Origin of the sequence: Sporosarcina aquimarina, from assembly GCF_023715615.1 — a bacterium.
In the GTDB taxonomy this organism is placed as follows: domain Bacteria; phylum Bacillota; class Bacilli; order Bacillales_A; family Planococcaceae; genus Sporosarcina; species Sporosarcina aquimarina_A.
This window is the reverse complement of record NZ_JAMBOM010000004.1, coordinates 37413-54019: the sequence shown is the minus strand read 5'-3', so window position 1 is coordinate 54019 and position 16607 is coordinate 37413. Positions and strand designations below refer to the sequence as shown.

Here is a 16607-nt window from a genome sequence, read left to right as displayed (position 1 = left end):
CAAACATAACATTAAAATAATAACATGGACACATTATTACGTCAAGTTGTTTCTTTTCAATTGCTCATAGATTCTTTGATATCGTCTAAATCGAAAAACGCTAATGTTTTGCAAACATAAAAAAACTGCAAGACTTATTAAAAGTGCAGTTTCAGGCAATCCTGTCACTAACACTGAAATTCCTACGATCAGAAATCCTATGGAGAACAAAAGAAATGCAGTGTGATCAAAATAACGGCTTTCTTCACGTTCTGTCAAAGCAAGTAATGCCTGTCCACCATCTAACGGCAATATTGGAAGTAAATTTACGAGTAGGATCAGTAGTTGGATGCGTATCACGTCCATTGAACCTGGAAACGTCACTATCATGGCTGCTAAAAGTAACAAAGTCGTTGCAATCGGACCGCCAAGTGCTAGCAAGAAACGTGCCCGACGTGAATGGTCTGCGCGACCAGCGATTTCTAATTCCCCCCCGTAAGGCAGAATTGTTATCGAACGGACACGCATTCGATACGCTTTTGCCGCCACTAAATGTCCCGCTTCGTGAATGAGTAACGAACCGAAAACAATGGCGTAAGCAGCGAGTCCGCCCATTACAGCAAGTAAAATGAAGACCGGCAGCAAAATCGGATGCAGCCGGAACTTCAAGGGCTTACTTCCGAGAAGAACGCGGGCAACAGCGTTGAGTCAAGCACAAGCCCATCCCTCTTTACTTTTAAATACATCGTACCTTCTTCCATAACTGCAAGCGTGTCCCCTTTGTTGACAGCAGTATAGGGCAACTTAGCAAACGATCCAACGAACCCGTAAGTTACTTCATCACCATTGTCATATTGTACAGTGAGCGTCTTTCCCGATTGTCTCGTAAATCCTGTAAATACAATGAGACCACTTCCACGAGCCGCAATAGGAAGCGCTTCTGGATAGGACAAAATCACACCTGATTTATATGGTTGCATCGATTCATATGCTGCAAAGGGATCCACTGCTTCCACCTCGCCACTCACTTGGATCATTCCGGATTCCTCCGAGTCAATCATCGAAGCCACCCATTTTTTCACTGCAACAAAATCTTGACCCGTTGATAGATATTGGGTGACAGGACGCTCCATAACGCCAAGTTGCTCTAATTTAGCCACCCCCAAAATCGCAATTGTGAATACGAGAGCAAACATCCATTTTGTCTTTCTCCTCACACGTATCCCCCCTTTTTTTCAGTATATGAACCATGACACCTGAATAGTCGGGACCACTCCTCTTTTGTATGCAAAACGGAAAAATCTCAAACCTATAAAATTGCATAAAAAAGTCCTCTGCACCAATTAGGTACAGAGGACTTTGGATTTCATTTTGAAAATAGTGATTTCAACTTACCAAAAAATCCTGGTTTACCGGTATCCACTGACATGAGCGGAACAGATTCACCGAGTATTCTTCGAGCAATGTTACGATAACCTAGCGCAGCTGGATTATTCGGATCCATGACAACTGGCTCCCCTTTGTTGGAAGACGAAATGACGTTTTCATCATCTAGCACGATACCTAGCAAATCAATCGACAGATGTGAAGTAATATCATTCACGTCAAGCGTATCTCCCGAATTAATGAGATTTCTTCTAATCCGGTTAATAATGAGTTTTGGAGGCTCAATCTCTTCTGCCTCAAGCAAACCAATTATCCGGTCCGCATCCCGCACTGCTGAAATTTCCGGTGTTGTCACGACAATCGCACGATCTGCTCCTGCTATTGCGTTCTTGTAACCTTGCTCAATACCTGCAGGACAATCAATCAAAATATAATCATAGTCCCGTTTTAACTCAGTGATCAAGTCTTTCATCTGTTCTGGAGTGACTGCATTTTTATCGGTCGTCTGTGCAGCTGGTAGTAAGAACAAACGATCCTCGAACCGCTTGTCCTTTACGAGCGCTTGCTGAATTCGACAGCGACCTTCAATGACATCCACTAAATCGTAAATAATACGATTCTCAAGGCCAAGAATGACGTCTAAATTTCTCAATCCAATATCTGTATCGACTAGACAAACTTTCTTACCTTGAAGGGCCAATGCAGTACCGAGGTTTGCCGACGAAGTCGTTTTCCCGACTCCGCCTTTCCCAGATGTTATAACAATTGCTTCTCCCACATTAGCTCCCCCCTTTAAATGTTGACAAACCAGGCCGCAAAAGTCGTAGATCCTGCAAACGGTCAATAGCGATAAACCCATTCGTATGCAAGTACGCGCATTCCATTTCAGGATGCTCAGACAAAATTGCGAGCTCGTCCGTCATTGTTTCCATTTGGTCCGCAATCATGAGGTGTGTCGCTTCCAACCATGAAGCTGCAATAACCGCTTCACGGTTGCCAGCATTTCCTGCATGCGCTTTCCCTTTCAACCTACCAAGTATATAAATGCTTCCTGCCGCAGAGACATGTCCGTTTGGATTAACATCACCAATGACAACGAGATCCCCTTTGGCACGTACTTCCTGACCAGAACGGACAATACCGATATACGTCTCGGACTGTTGTTCTTGTACGCGACGATTGCATTCTTCCATCGTAATTACATCGCTTTGAATCTTTGAAACACGTAAATGCCCAGCAGACTGGACAATCTGAATAATTTCTTTTGCTGCCTGGTCACTACAATAGCGTGAGCCTGTATGGATTTGCACCTCTACAGCGCCTTCTAGACCAGGATCCTGCGCTTTCTTGCCTAACTCTTCCAATAGATCTGAATAAGCGCATTGATCGTCCAACCGCAGGATGAGTCCATCTTTAGTACCTTTAATCGTTACGACTTGCTGTTTCGACACTTGCGTCACCCCGCCCTATGCGAAAATTACATACCGGCTTGCTTCTCTACGACTCGTTTGTAGATCAGGTTTTTGAACAACCATCCAAACAAGATTATGAATATCACGTTAGCGATCACTGTCGGTACGAGTCTCGCTGTCATAAACACTTCAAAATTGATTGACGTAAGGGCAATCAGACTAGCGAACAAATATGACATCATTTCTAGCAACACGACCATAAACAGAGACAAGAGCATAACAGTCCCGGTAGACCGATGAACTTGACGGATGATCACAAAAGCTAAGAAACAAATTAGCGGATAGAGAAACGTATATATCCCAATAATATCAATGTGATACATATCATACAAGAGGCCAAAGGATAAACCATAGAGAACCGCCTTGCGAAGATCATAATAGGAAGCGATGAATACTAAGTAAACAATGACAAATCTCGGAACGAGTGTATAACGAACGTCGCCCAGTTCGATTGGTGAAAACAAACTGAAAACCGGCTCCAGAAAAAACAGAACGACAGCAATAAGAGGGATGATGAACCGAGTCATGATCCATCCTCCCCCTCCGTTGCCGACGTTCCAGGGTCATCTGTCCCTTTTACAGTTGCAGACTGTCTTTTTGCAATCATGACATGATCGAGCATTGAGAATTCAGCAGCCGGACGCACATAGGCCAACTTCGTGAGACCATAATCATCCGTCGAAACCTCAGTGACTTCTCCAATTAAAAGACCCTTCGGAAAAATCCCGCCAAGCCCTGAAGACATTACTTTTTGACCCACTTTCACTTCAAAACCGGAATCGATCCGTTTCATAATCAATTCGCCACGTTCAGGATCGTATCCTTCCATCAGACCAAAAATATCTTTCTCCCCGGGAATCATTGCAGATACACGGAAATTCTGGTTTTCGGTCGACAACAATTCGACAGTGGACTTAAACTTCGTCACAAGGACGACTTTTCCGACAAGCCCATTTGCAGTCATTACAGCCATGTTGAGTTTCACACCCTGATTTTCACCTTTATCGACGATGATTTTCTCTTCCCATTGATCGGGATTCCGTGAAATGACAGTTGCTTGAATAGGATCATACGCTCGCAAATCATCTTTTTTATCGATAATCTTACGTAAACGCTCATTCTCTTCTTTAATATCTGCTAATTCCACTTCAGTTGAAGCATATTCGGTCAGACGAGCCTTCAATGTCTTGTTTTCTTCATATGTATTCAAAATTCCATCAATGTCATCGAAAAAACCGGTAATGGAATGTGCCGGCTTGGAAAATAGAGATTGTCCAAAACCGACGACATCCTTCACCATCTTTTCAGGGAGGTTGGCGCTTTGCCGGTCTTTAAGAGAAAAAGCTATCAATGCTACCAGAACAATTACGCCCACGAGCAGTAAAATCAATCGTTTGTTCGAAAAAAATCGCGGCATTGCCGATATCCTCCCTCAATTATTTCGCTTGCATTTTTTTTATAACGTCAAAATTATCAAGTGCTTTACCTGTTCCAATTGCTACACAATCCAATGGATCTTCAGCAATGAACACAGGCATATTCGTTTCATCAGAAATAACTTTGTCCAAATTACGTAATAGCGCACCACCGCCAGTTAAGACGATTCCGCGCTCCATCACGTCAGCAGACAATTCTGGAGGTGTTGTTTCCAATGTCTTTTTGACACCATCGACAATTTGTAACAATGATTCCCGCAACGCTTCGACAATTTCATCTTGAGAGATTTCGAGTGTTTTCGGCAAACCTGTCAACAAGTCGCGTCCACGAATCTCCATCTTCTCAGATGTCTCTAGCACGCTAGCAGAGCCAATCTCGATTTTAATTGCTTCAGCTGTACGTTCCCCGATTGTTAAGTTATACGTTTTACGAATATAGCTAATAATAGCTGTATCCATCGTATCACCACCGACACGAATCGACTCACTCGTTACGATTCCTCCAAGGGAAATTACCGCAACTTCTGTCGTTCCTCCACCAATATCGACAACCATACTACCAGTAGGTTCCCAAACAGGTAGATTGGCACCAATTGCAGCAGCAAAAGGCTCTTCAATCGTGTAGGCATCTTTTGCTCCAGCTTGACGTGCTGCGTCAATGACTGCACGCTGTTCAACTGAAGTAATTCCGTATGGTACACAAACCATGACGTTCGGTTTTTTCCATGCGCCACCGGAAGCTTTTGTCGCTTCTTTCATGTAGTGCTCGATCATTGCTGTTGTAATATCGAAATCAGCAATCACTCCATCTTTCATTGGGCGTGTTGCAACGATCGAACCTGGCGTACGGCCGATCATATTTTTCGCAGCACTACCTACAGCCACGATTTCACTAGTCATCGTATTTTTCGCAACTACGGATGGTTCCCGTAGAACAATTCCTTTTCCTTTGATGAATACCAACGTATTGGCGGTGCCGAGGTCAATCCCGACATCTCTCGCTCCTAGTCCAAACAAATTCGTTCTTCCTTTCTGCAGTACCGTTTTATGAGGCTTCTTAAAAGCATACACCATAGTATAACGGAAAGGCGAACAAATTCACAGTGTCACATGTATCCCTTTTCTTTAAGTGAGATAAAGCGCTGGTCTCCAATGATAATATGATCCAAAAGATCGATACCCATTAGGTCTCCCGCTTCTGCAAGTCGTTTCGTCACTTCAATGTCTTCAGGAGACGGCGTTGCATTGCCTGAAGGATGATTATGCGCAACGACGAGAGACGCAGCAGAGCGTTTCACAGCTTCCCTAAAAATTTCCCTTGGATGCACAATGGAAGAATTCAAACTGCCTATGAAAATAGTTTGTTTGTGCAACACTTCATTTTTTACATTCAGGAATAGCACAACAAAATGTTCTTGCGTCAATTTCGACATATCCGTCATTAAGTAGGCCGCAGCATCTTCAGGTGATTTAATGGCATAGCGTCCGTCTTGCGCAACTGAATAGATTCGTTTACCGAGTTCAGCAGCCGCCAAGATTTGAACCGCTTTAGCGTCTCCCACACCTTTCACGGCGGTCAACTCTTCAATCGTAACATCCCGTAAATCTTGGATTTTATCAAATTCAGACAAGAGCTTATTTGCAAGAACGAGCACGGATTCTTCACGCGAACCTGTCCGAAGTAAAATCGCTACAAGTTCCTGGTTCGACAAGCTGGAAGCCCCTTGGCGAGTCATCCGCTCGCGAGGTCTGTCTGCGAAATGGATATCACGAATCATGAGCGCATCTTTATAATCCGCCGGCATCAGTGCTCGTCTCCTTTCAACCAGATCAAACCTCTTGAACGCAATGCATCCGCAAGTTCTGAAATCGGTAGACCTACGACGTTATCGTAATCGCCAGTAATTTCTGAGACGAGCAAACCGCCCGCTGTTTGAATGCCGTAGCCACCTGCTTTGTCTAATGGGTCACCAGTTGCTGCATATGCTTGAATAAGTGCGTGATCTAATTCCCGAAATGTCACTTCGGTACTGGATGAAAAACTGGTGACCGCACCATCACTTAAGAGTGTGACGCCGGTTATGACACTATGAGTTTGTCCCGACAGCTCTTGTAAAAACTCCACCGCTTGAACAGCGGATTTTGGCTTCGGGAACACCTTTCCGTCTAACGCGACCACCGTATCGGCTCCAATCACTAGAGTCCCAGGATGGTCTTCGTATATAGCGGACGCCTTAATAGACGACAGAGCTCGCGCATAAGTTTCCGGCTTTTCACCATTTTCTATCGGACGTTCATCCGCGTTGCTCGCGTGTATTGTAAACGGAAGCCCTAATCTTGCTAGTAACTCTTTTCTTCGTGGTGAAGCAGAAGCTAAAATAATGGTTTCATTGGTTTCAAAAAACATTCGTAAACGCCCCCTTTGCCACATCATACGACAATGTGATTCAGAAGAAAATTGTGTAGAAAACAGGACAATATGACTTTGGTACCTTTTTAGCGATTAAAATTCAAGTTTGACACACTTACCTGTCTCGGAGTAATGCGCTAACACATGCATTTTGATGACATTAATATCGTCCGTAAATGCAGTGATGGCGGTGATATTACTCGCAAACGTATCTTTTTTCCCTTCACCGACACTCTGTTTACGTGAAGTGACCAAATCCTGAATTTCAGAAATTTTAGTAGCACCTAACACACTCCTCAATAATTCCCCTTCTCCACTATCGCATGCGAGCGGAGAGACGTTCACTTGTTTACGGAACACACCCTCTTCTCCAGCAGGATCTGCATCCATTTCAGATAATCCCAATGCACTCCATACATAAAATTGCCCATTGGCTTGAACTGCTGCAGCTTTTGCTAAGTTTTCATCCGCTATAAACGAAGTTGCAGACGCTTTAGATGAAAACACCCCATGTTGTTTCGCATACATAGGGATTGGAGCTCCCGCAGCTGCAGTGTCAGGCTTAGTTTCCCCTTTTTTATCAGTCGCCTTCTCGGACGCAGGTCCACTCGCTGGAACATTAACGTTAACATTAGGTGAAGCAGCACTTTCAGGTTTTTCTGTTTTTAAAAGGATGAATCCGACAATGGCCACTGCCGCAATTCCAAGCAGCACGCCTTGTCCGAGTGCCAACATAATTGTCATTTTTGTATACTTTTTCTTGAAGTTCATAACAATCCCCCCAGTTTCATTAACCGTACCAAACCGGACATGAAAAAGAACAAGACTGGTGTCGTCTTGTTCAAGAAAATTGTTCGACTTAAGTTAACAGCGACAGATACCATCCGACAAGTGAGTTTCCGTAAAAGTAACTGATGACAGCAGCCGCAGCGATGGAAGGTCCAAAAGGAATAGGTGTTTTCCTACCTTGCCGTGTACTACGAAGGTGGATAATCCCAACAATTGAACCAATTAAAGCCGCAAGAAACAAAGTAAACAACGTCAGCTTTGTTCCAAGCGCAAGTCCGATGACGAAAAATAGCTTAATATCGCCACCTCCCATGCCACCTTTCGACACGATAGCGATCAGCAAGAGTACCAGGAAACCGACTGTTGCGCCTAGAAAACTATCCCACCACGTGTCAACCGGGCTAACCATGCGCAGAAGAGCGATTGCGATACCAAAGGGCAACAAAATTTTATTTGGAATCAACATGTATGCGATGTCTGACACTGTAATGATGACGAGCATTGAGATGAAAAGAAGTGCGACTGCGAGTTCAATCGAAAACCCTAAATAATAGAATGAGAGAGCAAATAAAACACCGGTAACGAGCTCCATTAACGGGTATATTACACTAATTTTCGTTCCGCACCCTCGGCATTTTCCACGTAAAAATACATAAGAAAATACAGGAATCAAATCGATAGCAGTCAGACGTCTATCGCAAACTGTACAATGAGACGGTGGTGATATGATCGATTCCTTTTTGGGCACTCGTAACCCGACTACGTTATAAAATGAACCAAATACAAGTCCGTAAATGAAGAAAAAGCCTGTCCAGATGTCCGTCATTCGTCTTCACCTAATCGAGTTGTGGGGTCTTCTTTCCCCGCTGGCATTGGTGCGTCCAGTTTCGGGACTTCAGGAATTAGTTCTTGGAGATCAGGACGATAGAACGCATGGAATGAAACGGTTAGTTCAATTGGCTCTTTTTCGGCTGCTGCTTCCCGAATCTCTTCAGGCGTATCCAATTCGATAGATTGTACGACAAAGATACGTTCCGTAGCTTCCACTTCACGAATGAATTTATCAACCTCTTCATAAGAAGACGCAGTGAGTTCAACGTCAATTGTCAATTGTTTAAGGGCAAGTGCAGGATTTTCTGTCCCGGCATCCAGCTGGTCAGAAGATTCTATTGGTACCTCATTGAGTTCATCTTGAACAAACGTCACATTGTTAATTAATGCCTTCGATTTCACTTCAGCTTTTTCTAGTTGGACAAGCAGCAAATCCTCAAGCGGGAGAACCGGGACTTTCCGTTGCAACGGACGGGAACTGTTCGACTGTTCAATCGGTTTTGCAGCTACTTGTCGTTGCAACTCGAAGATCACTTCTCGCTGATCTACGAGTGAATTAACCACCCCTGTATTTTCTTCTTTTGCAGGTGCATAGAGCTGGAACCAGCTATAACTGACGAGCAATACAAAGAAAATAACCGCTAGTACAAGAAGGGCAATGTCTTTTTGACGTTTAGTTAGACTCCGCATCAGATCCCTCCTCTTCCGGAACAGGTGATTCACTGTCATCTGTGCTTTCTGACGGTGGAGCGGTTTCTTCAGATGAAGATTCACTATTTTCCGCAGAATCACCTGGAACTGGTGGCGCAGCTCCATCAATTAGTTGGCGTCCATCCGTAAAGAAAATCGTATACGTCGCAAGGTACCGTGGCAACCAATTGTTATCGACGCCCTCTTCCTGATCGATTTCTTCCGCTTCAATCGATTCAATCGAAGCAGTCTCAACAAATTCAGAAGACAATATACGAGTTAAATAGTATGCAGCTTCCGTTTTATCATCAAATTGGATTTCCACAGTCGCTTGGTGAGGTGCTGCAAATGCAAATGATCGAAAAAAACCACGTTTCGGAAGTTGTGCGACCAAGTCTTCCAACAATGGAGCTGTTTCATAACGATAGTCTTCAACCCATTGAACACTTGTAGCAAGCTGGTCATGCGATTGGGCAGTATCAGATCGGTTCAACCGCTCTGTCAATTCAGATTGCTTCACTTGAAGTTTCACTAATTGGTTGTCCAAACGCCCAGTGTCCGAGGTGATACTACGAGTGAGTAAAAAGAAAATTAGCCAAAAAAGAAGCGCTGCGCCGAGAACCGCAAGCGCGACGTAAAGGAGGACAGAGTGCTCCTTCTCCTTTTCTGGCAATAGATTAATGTCTACTAGCATGGTGCACCTCTTTCAGCGCCAATCCGATCGTCCGATTGAACGACGCAGGAACTATCCCGCCATCCGTAAATGTAAGTGGTTCTGACAACAAAGGTCCCGCGACTACATTTAAACGATCTGTTACTTGCAACAGCAATTCATCCAACTCCGCGTACTCCCCATTTATAAGTAAATGGGTAATCGTCGCGCCGCCATTCCACATATTGTAGCGATAGAAGTTGACGAGTTTTTCAAGCTCCTGAACAATTGCTCGAGGAGACAAAATTTGAGAGTCTGTCGACAGCTCAGTTGCCGAAACATCGAGGTCCGTAGCATTTTCTAAATCCACAGGACGCATAAACTGCGGATAATGTTGATGAAAAATTGAAACGACAAGCTTCCCCGCCGTAAGATCAGCAAGGAGGACATGCTCGTCCCCTGTAAAGTGATGCTGTTCATGGGCCAAACGGTAAAGTGCAAGTGGCGCAATATCAGCCACGAGAGGTTCGAATTTAGCATCCGTTAACGCCGTTTCGTATCCAGTGAGGACACTTTCTTTGGAGGCAATCAAAATCGCTTCATGGGCATCTTCATTCGGCAAGTATGGCACAACGTCAAAAACCGGATCATCGAACGGCAAATAGATCGACGACCCGATTTCTATGAAAAAGTGCCCTTTTAATTCGTCTTCCATCACATCTTCCGGGTAAGGCACTTTCCGGATCATTACATATGTATCGGGCGCAAGAAACTGGACACTGCGTTTCGCAATGCCCCATTCCTTCGCAAGCCCATCGAGCACAGTTGCCAACCCAGCGGAATCGACCACTCTCCCGTCATGGACAGTGTTAGCGAGTAGTGGGATTTCTACGGCTTCTTCCACTGTTAACGGTTCTCCCGCTTTTAGTTTTACGTAGCGAACGGCGTCTTCTTCAATTGTAAGTGAGATGGGCCGCTTTGGGCGGGAGAATGGAAATGGCATGGGTTGGCTCCTTAAAAGTTAATCAGTTATGTTGTTTCTTTATTAAAAGTTACATTGGATTTATCTTTAAGTTGATCCTTAGTAATTCCTGTTGTAACAGAAGCGGTTGTTTTACCAGTTTTTGCAGTAAACACAATTTTCATTGGAGTTTTTGTTGTTGTTCCATTTGACGTAGTTTCAGTAGATTGAGTGACAGTTACTGTGAGCAAACTGCCAGCAGAATCTAAAAATCCCTTTTTAAGTTCAGCAAGGTCCACAGTTGACTTTTCAGGATTCTCAACAAAGTATAAATTTGCTGCTTCCATTGCATTTGAAGCATCCGCAAGAATTGCTTTTTGTCTTGAATTCTCAATAATATTCCCAATCGACGGCACAGCGATCGCTGCAATAATACCCAAAATAACAATAACTGCGAGTAGCTCGACAAGTGTCAAGCCTTTTTCATTTTTCAACTTCTTCTGTAAAAACTTTTTCATTTGTTCTCCTCCTTAGTGTACGTGCTTTTCAACATACTGTCAGTATACCAAAAGTTCTGGTTGTGTGGAACTATTTTTCTAGTAATTTATGAAAATTTAACGGACGTTAAGATTTACTTGTTACAAATTATCTATCTCGTTAAATAGACTGAACATCGGCAATAAAATTGCGAGGACAATAGTCCCGACTAGTCCTGCCAGCAGTACAATCATTAGTGGCTCGATGAGTGCCTTCAATCTTTCAGTAGAAGCATCGACTTCACTTTCATAGAAATCCGCGACTTTCGCAAGCATGGCATCCAAAGAGCCTGTTTGTTCACCAATTGCGATCATGTGCGGAATAAGAGGCGGAAACGCCCAGTGACCTTCCATAGGCTCGGTAAGTGAACCGCCACGTTCCAATGATTCCCGAGACTTTACGAGTACTTTCTTAACGACTTCATTTTCAATTACTTTTTCAGTCATCGAAATCGATTGCAGAATCGGTACTGAACTCGAAAATAGCGAACTAAGCGTGCGAGTTAACGTAGCCAGAACTGATTTCTTCACAATGTCTCCGAATATCGGTAGTCGAAGTAAAATCGTATCCAACATCATCTTTCCTGCTGGGTTATTCCGGATTAGATAAAACGCAATTGCAACCGCCACAATGGTCATAACAATCACATACCAATAAGACAAGGCAAAATCACTAGCGCTCATAACAAAGCGTGTGAGCAACGGTAATTCTCCACCTACACTGGCGAACAGATCCACGAACATCGGGACGACGAATGTCAGTAAGAAAATGACAACTCCGACCGCTACAATTCCCACTACAACAGGATATGAAAGTGCGGACAACACTTTTTGACGTGTCTTATATGCTTTTTCATAGTGAATCGCAAGCCGATCCAGTGCGTCATCTAATGTACCTGATAGCTCACCTGCCTTAATCATATTCACCACAAGTGGTTCAAACGCCTTCGGATGTTTTGCAAATGAATCCGACAACGCTCCACCAGTCCGTAAGTCTTCGTTGACTTCCGTTAAAATCTTTTTGAACTGTTTCCCTTCCACTTGTAGCGCCAAAATTCGGATTGCCTCAACGATCGTCACCCCAGCACGAAGGAGTGTAGAAAACTGACGCAAAAACATAATGAAGTGCTGGCGTTTCACTGGTTTTCCGATATGAATCTCTTTTGTTAGCGTAGTTTCCGCCTGCTCCGTTAAATTTTTCACACGAATTCCTTCGCGTTTTAATTTCAACGCAGCCTCTCTTTTATTATCAGCGACTACGACGCCTGATCGGACAGACTTCGCGTCTCGTCCATCATATTTAAAACGAGCCACAATTATGATTCCTCCTGCAAGTAAGGCTCAGCGGTATCATAACTAATGATTCCACCATCCAATAACTCTTTAACAGATGCATTCATCATGTGCATCCCCATGGCCCGATTTGTTTGAATGACGTTGGGGATCTGATGTACTTTCTCCGAGCGAATTAAATTGGCGATGGCTGCATTTTTTATCATTAGTTCCGTCGCAGCACGTCTACCTGAACGATCTTTAGTCGGCAACAATCTTTGAGATAAAACCGCTGTCAACACTCCTGCAAGCTGAACGCGAATTTGAGCTTGTTGACCATGTGGGAACACGTCGATGATCCGGTCGATAGTCGATGCAGCACTCCACGTATGGAGCGTGGCAAGAACAAGGTGTCCAGTTTCAGCAGCAGTAATCGCAGTTGAAATCGTCTCCAAATCTCGCATTTCCCCAACTAAAATGACATCAGGATCTTGACGCAATGCAGCCCGTAAACCATCTGCGAATGAATCTGTGTCAAAACCGACTTCCCGTTGATCGATGATGCTCGAACCATGACTATGCATATACTCGATCGGGTCTTCCAGTGTCAAAATGTGCTTCCTTGAAGTCTGATTCAAATAATCAATCATCGACGCTAACGTTGTGGACTTACCCGATCCCGTCGGTCCAGTTACAAGGATCAATCCTTGTTTTGTGTCTGCCAGAGATTTTAAAATCCCTGGCATTTGTAGAGACTCAATTGTCGGGATGGCTGTCGGTATTGTACGAAACGCTAGAGACATAACCCCACGCTGTTGAAACGCATTGACTCGGAATCGAGCGACATTTGGAACTTCATACGAATAGTCAATCTGACCTTGCTCCTTAAACGCAGTAAACAATTTATCAGGGACCGTCGCTTCAGCAACCCCCATCGTAAACTGCTCGTCTAAGTTTTCACTTCCAAAACGCTTCAAATCACCGTGAATACGTAGAACCGGTGGAGAGCCAATCGTCATGTGAATGTCAGAAGCATGAAGTTCAACCGCCTTCTTCAGTAAATCATCGATCTGTTGTTTCATCATGATATCTCCTCCTTATTCAGGCAACGCCACACGGAGTACTTCTTCCGTCGTTGTCAGTCCTTGTTTCACTTTATCCAGTCCATCATCGATTAAAAAGATTGTTCCACTGTTGACCGCAGCTTCACGCATTTTAGCAGGCGTCGAATGACTGTTAATCAATTCTCGCATCGCATCATCGATCAGCAACACTTCGTGAATCGCAACACGTCCTCGATAGCCGGTCATGTTACAAGCTGCACACCCTGACCCACGGTTAATTTCCTCAATCGTCAATCCGCGTTTTGCAAAAATCTCATGCTCGCGAGTAGACGCTGGCATCCTCTGCCCGCAGTCTCTGCACACTTTTCGAATAAGCCGTTGCGCAACTACTGCGTTGAGTGACGCGGTCACAAGAAATGGTTCTACACCCATATCGAGTAATCGAGTAATAGAAGCTACAGAATCGTTCGTGTGTATTGTACTGAGAACTAGGTGTCCTGTTAATGAAGCACGAATGGCAATTTCAACAGTATCCCGATCTCGTATTTCCCCGACCATGACAATATCAGGATCTTGACGCAAAATTGACCTTAGACCTGTCGCGAAGGTCAGTCCTACATTTTGATTTACTTGAATTTGATTGACACCCGAAAGCTGGTACTCGACGGGATCTTCAACTGTAATAATATTGACTTCTTCGCTATTCAATTTGTTGAGAGCCGCATACAACGTCGAGGACTTACCAGATCCCGTTGGTCCAGAAATCAAAACGATGCCGTTCGGCCGTTTAATTTCCGCCAAAAAGCGTTCCAAGTTGAGTGGATTGAAGCCTAGTTTTTTTAAGTCACTAAGTGAACTACTCAAATCTAAAATCCGCATCACAATTTTTTCGCCGAAAATAGTCGGTAATGTTGACACCCGTAAGTCAATTGGACGAAAATCGATGGTCGTCTTAATACGTCCATCTTGAGGCAAACGCTGTTCGGTAATATCCAGATTAGCAAGAATCTTAATCCTAGCCGTTAACATCCCTTGCATGTGCTTCGGTAGGACTCGTTCCGTTTTCAACAAACCGTCTAATCGGTAGCGGATTACGAGTTCGTTTTCTTGGGGATCTAAATGGATATCGCTCGCTTTTTGAGCAACAGCAGACACCATCAACTGGTTCACCAATCGAACAACCGGTGAATCGAGATCCGTCAGTTCTTCCTGTTGTTTCGTTTCTTCTGGTTGATCGATGAAAATATCTTCGAATGATTCGTCTTCGTAATATTTAGAAATCGTCCGTAAAATATCATCTTTAGAAGCGATTGCTGTTTCAATATGAAATCCAGTCGACAAGCGCAGATCCTCAATCGTCAAATAGTCCATCGGATCACTCATCGCAACAAATAACCGATCGCCGTCCGCTTTTAATGGAACAAGTAAGTTTCGCTTAGCAAAATCCTTAGGTACAATATTAAACAATTTCGGATCAAACGGATAACGGAACAAGTTGATATGAGGAATTCCAAGTTGAAATTCCAACACTTCAATAAGTTGTTGTTCTGTAATGTAGCCTCGCGCTAGCAATGCATCACCGAGACGCTGGTCCCTAGGCTTTTCCGCTAATGCCATGTCAAGCTGAGCATCTGTAATCAATCCAGACTCAACCAATAAATCCCCTAACCGTTTTCTTGGTGCTGCCATTGAAAATCCCCCTCCAAACCGGGTGTTACTTGATCAAATTTCCGCCTTTGTCATACAAATAGTCATCGTCTCCAGGCATCGGTATAGCGTTTTCATCATCTTGAGCCCAGCCACCGTTAGGATTTTTAGATGGTTTGTTAGATCCAGAAGGTTTATCTCCACTCGAATCGGGCTTATTACTTGAATTACCGTTGTTTGATGAGGAGTCGTTCCCACTTCCATTGTTCTGAGAAGAATCTGCCCCGGGTTCATTATCCAAATTCGTGTCTGCTTCAATTAAAGGATGCTGTTCGACACGGGAAACAGGTGGATAAAAATCTTCTGATATAGGTTCAGTAGTTAGTAAAGATCCATCTTCTGTGATTTTACGCTGCACAATAATCTCGAATCCTTCTATACCAGGCTCTGCAATATGGACTTGTCCCCGTGATAGATCCTCACTATATTGAACAACAGTTTTAGGATCAAATGTATTTGTTTCCGCAACGTATGGCTCATATTCATAACGAAGAGGCATTCCTTCAATAGAAATGTTCAATGATCCACTTTCCCACTTTGCATGCACTGTATAGGAAGTGTAATTCGGGTTCGTCATCACATAGTCCAGACCTAGCTGTGTATTAATCGCCGCTTCGAATCCAGGTTTCACGCCCTGCGTCAGCTCACGACGGATTGTACGATCTTCAATCCAGAAGTTTGTCTGTAACGAAGCTTTATAGAGGGTAGACGCTAGAATAGTAAGTTCTTCTTCGTCTAGTAGTCCAGGTTGTGTATTTTCGATGAATTCAAGAATTGAAAATGAAGCTTTCGGCTCGATTTCGTTTCCGTCTAACTCACTGATTAGCTCAAGCATCGGAGCTGTCAAACCGTCAACTTTTATAGATGCAGATGCAATTTCAGAAGTTATCTGTGTCGATTTAAGAAAGTCCGTCAAAATAATGGATTGCGGCATAATTCCTGATTCTAACTTCTCACTAATCCCTTTAGCGATAGATTGGATTTCCGAATCACTGAAAGACAACATCGGTAATTGTTGCTGCAACAACGTTCGAAGTCCTTCCTCGGATACTGTCGCTATGAGCGAGTTTTCCTCCTCCGACTTTGCTTGTTCGATAGTCGCGGAAGGACTATACTCTACTAATTCTGCTGGTATGGGTATGATCGTATCTTGATAGAGTAAATCCGCTTGCAACTTGTCTTGCATTCCTAACAATTCTGAGGTTAGTTTGATTTCCGCTTCCTTGTCCGTCTGTTTTGATAAGTTGAAAGGACCTGCATATGTATGATCCCCGAATCGTTTACCGAAGAACAAGTTTTCCACAGCAAGTGAACCTGCAGACGCAATTCCAAAAAACAATAAAGAAGCGCCCAAGATGCTTATAAAATACGTTATAATAGTTCGATTACCCATGGTCCGGACGCCTCCCATTCAATTTTTCT

The 16607-nt window shown here is 43.8% G+C and carries 19 protein-coding genes; all 19 read right to left on the bottom strand.

Annotated features, from left to right (window positions below; genetic code table 11):
- Positions 1 to 36: 36 nt before the first annotated feature.
- Entirely contained in the window at positions 37 to 648 is a 612-nt protein-coding gene (locus tag M3197_RS11640; RefSeq protein ID WP_251661748.1) for a site-2 protease family protein, read from the bottom strand.
- Positions 645 to 1196 (bottom strand): M23 family metallopeptidase, encoded by a 552-nt coding sequence (locus M3197_RS11635; RefSeq protein WP_125101487.1) that lies wholly within the window; start codon positions 1194 to 1196, stop codon positions 645 to 647. Before M3197_RS11635 ends, M3197_RS11640 begins: the two co-directional genes overlap by 4 nt.
- 149 nt (positions 1197 to 1345) lie before the next feature.
- The gene (minD, locus tag M3197_RS11630; protein ID WP_251661747.1) at positions 1346 to 2143 is read right to left on the bottom strand and encodes a septum site-determining protein MinD; all 798 of its coding nucleotides are present in this window, start codon (positions 2141 to 2143) and stop codon (positions 1346 to 1348) included.
- 1 nt (position 2144) lies between these two features.
- Positions 2145 to 2816 (bottom strand): septum site-determining protein MinC, encoded by a 672-nt coding sequence (locus tag M3197_RS11625; protein ID WP_251661746.1) that lies wholly within the window; start codon positions 2814 to 2816, stop codon positions 2145 to 2147.
- A gap of 26 nt (positions 2817 to 2842) precedes the next feature.
- A complete protein-coding gene (gene mreD, locus M3197_RS11620) occupies positions 2843 to 3364 on the bottom strand; it encodes a rod shape-determining protein MreD (protein WP_251661745.1) in 522 nt (173 codons plus the stop codon).
- Positions 3361 to 4254, bottom strand: coding sequence for a rod shape-determining protein MreC (gene mreC / locus M3197_RS11615; RefSeq protein WP_251661744.1), 894 nt, complete (start codon positions 4252 to 4254; stop codon positions 3361 to 3363). Before mreC ends, mreD begins: the two co-directional genes overlap by 4 nt.
- A gap of 19 nt (positions 4255 to 4273) precedes the next feature.
- The gene (locus tag M3197_RS11610) at positions 4274 to 5290 is read right to left on the bottom strand and encodes a rod shape-determining protein (RefSeq protein ID WP_285851327.1); all 1017 of its coding nucleotides are present in this window, start codon (positions 5288 to 5290) and stop codon (positions 4274 to 4276) included.
- An 89-nt stretch (positions 5291 to 5379) separates the two neighbouring features.
- Positions 5380 to 6078, bottom strand: a complete 699-nt coding sequence (gene radC / locus M3197_RS11605) for a RadC family protein (RefSeq protein ID WP_251661742.1) — start codon at positions 6076 to 6078, stop codon at positions 5380 to 5382.
- The gene (locus M3197_RS11600) at positions 6078 to 6680 is read right to left on the bottom strand and encodes a Maf family protein (protein ID WP_251661741.1); all 603 of its coding nucleotides are present in this window, start codon (positions 6678 to 6680) and stop codon (positions 6078 to 6080) included. The genes radC and M3197_RS11600 overlap by 1 nt, the downstream gene beginning before the upstream one ends.
- Positions 6681 to 6776: 96 nt before the next feature.
- Complete coding sequence (locus M3197_RS11595) at positions 6777 to 7454, bottom strand: hypothetical protein (protein ID WP_251661740.1); 678 nt, start codon at positions 7452 to 7454, stop codon at positions 6777 to 6779.
- 88 nt (positions 7455 to 7542) lie between these two features.
- The gene (locus M3197_RS11590; protein WP_251661739.1) at positions 7543 to 8298 is read right to left on the bottom strand and encodes a prepilin peptidase; all 756 of its coding nucleotides are present in this window, start codon (positions 8296 to 8298) and stop codon (positions 7543 to 7545) included.
- Positions 8295 to 8993 carry a hypothetical protein gene (locus M3197_RS11585; RefSeq protein WP_251661738.1) on the bottom strand — a complete coding sequence of 233 codons (699 nt, stop codon included), beginning with the start codon at positions 8991 to 8993 and terminating at the stop codon, positions 8295 to 8297. The genes M3197_RS11590 and M3197_RS11585 overlap by 4 nt, the downstream gene beginning before the upstream one ends.
- On the bottom strand, positions 8977 to 9687 hold the full coding sequence (locus M3197_RS11580; RefSeq protein ID WP_251661737.1) for a hypothetical protein: 711 nt from the start codon (positions 9685 to 9687) through the stop codon (positions 8977 to 8979). Before M3197_RS11580 ends, M3197_RS11585 begins: the two co-directional genes overlap by 17 nt.
- Entirely contained in the window at positions 9671 to 10648 is a 978-nt protein-coding gene (pilM, locus tag M3197_RS11575) for a type IV pilus biogenesis protein PilM (protein WP_251661736.1), read from the bottom strand. Before pilM ends, M3197_RS11580 begins: the two co-directional genes overlap by 17 nt.
- Before the next feature lie 26 nt (positions 10649 to 10674).
- Entirely contained in the window at positions 10675 to 11124 is a 450-nt protein-coding gene (locus M3197_RS11570) for a type II secretion system protein (RefSeq protein WP_251661735.1), read from the bottom strand.
- Between the two features lie 120 nt (positions 11125 to 11244).
- Positions 11245 to 12456, bottom strand: coding sequence for a type II secretion system F family protein (locus M3197_RS11565; RefSeq protein ID WP_251661734.1), 1212 nt, complete (start codon positions 12454 to 12456; stop codon positions 11245 to 11247).
- A gap of 2 nt (positions 12457 to 12458) precedes the next feature.
- Positions 12459 to 13496 (bottom strand): type IV pilus twitching motility protein PilT, encoded by a 1038-nt coding sequence (locus M3197_RS11560; protein ID WP_251661921.1) that lies wholly within the window; start codon positions 13494 to 13496, stop codon positions 12459 to 12461.
- 15 nt (positions 13497 to 13511) lie between these two features.
- Complete coding sequence (locus M3197_RS11555) at positions 13512 to 15167, bottom strand: GspE/PulE family protein (RefSeq protein WP_251661733.1); 1656 nt, start codon at positions 15165 to 15167, stop codon at positions 13512 to 13514.
- Positions 15168 to 15192: 25 nt separating this feature from the next.
- Entirely contained in the window at positions 15193 to 16578 is a 1386-nt protein-coding gene (locus M3197_RS11550) for a G5 domain-containing protein (protein WP_251661732.1), read from the bottom strand.
- Between the last annotated feature and the right edge of the window lie 29 nt (positions 16579 to 16607).

What these genes read in the sequence shown, in the direction of transcription:
- M3197_RS11595 (WP_251661740.1), bottom strand. Translation starts at nt 7,454, where the DNA reads ATGAACTTCAAGAAAAAGTATACAAAAATGACAATTATGTTGGCACTC.
- M3197_RS11600 (WP_251661741.1), bottom strand. Translation starts at nt 6,680, where the DNA reads ATGTTTTTTGAAACCAATGAAACCATTATTTTAGCTTCTGCTTCACCA.
- M3197_RS11550 (WP_251661732.1), bottom strand. Translation starts at nt 16,578, where the DNA reads ATGGGTAATCGAACTATTATAACGTATTTTATAAGCATCTTGGGCGCT.
- M3197_RS11570 (WP_251661735.1), bottom strand. Translation starts at nt 11,124, where the DNA reads ATGAAAAAGTTTTTACAGAAGAAGTTGAAAAATGAAAAAGGCTTGACA.
- pilM (WP_251661736.1), bottom strand. Translation starts at nt 10,648, where the DNA reads ATGCCATTTCCATTCTCCCGCCCAAAGCGGCCCATCTCACTTACAATT.
- radC (WP_251661742.1), bottom strand. Translation starts at nt 6,078, where the DNA reads ATGCCGGCGGATTATAAAGATGCGCTCATGATTCGTGATATCCATTTC.
- M3197_RS11590 (WP_251661739.1), bottom strand. Translation starts at nt 8,298, where the DNA reads ATGACGGACATCTGGACAGGCTTTTTCTTCATTTACGGACTTGTATTT.
- mreC (WP_251661744.1), bottom strand. Translation starts at nt 4,254, where the DNA reads ATGCCGCGATTTTTTTCGAACAAACGATTGATTTTACTGCTCGTGGGC.
- M3197_RS11585 (WP_251661738.1), bottom strand. Translation starts at nt 8,993, where the DNA reads ATGCGGAGTCTAACTAAACGTCAAAAAGACATTGCCCTTCTTGTACTA.
- M3197_RS11580 (WP_251661737.1), bottom strand. Translation starts at nt 9,687, where the DNA reads ATGCTAGTAGACATTAATCTATTGCCAGAAAAGGAGAAGGAGCACTCT.
- mreD (WP_251661745.1), bottom strand. Translation starts at nt 3,364, where the DNA reads ATGACTCGGTTCATCATCCCTCTTATTGCTGTCGTTCTGTTTTTTCTG.
- M3197_RS11560 (WP_251661921.1), bottom strand. Translation starts at nt 13,496, where the DNA reads ATGAAACAACAGATCGATGATTTACTGAAGAAGGCGGTTGAACTTCAT.
- M3197_RS11555 (WP_251661733.1), bottom strand. Translation starts at nt 15,167, where the DNA reads ATGGCAGCACCAAGAAAACGGTTAGGGGATTTATTGGTTGAGTCTGGA.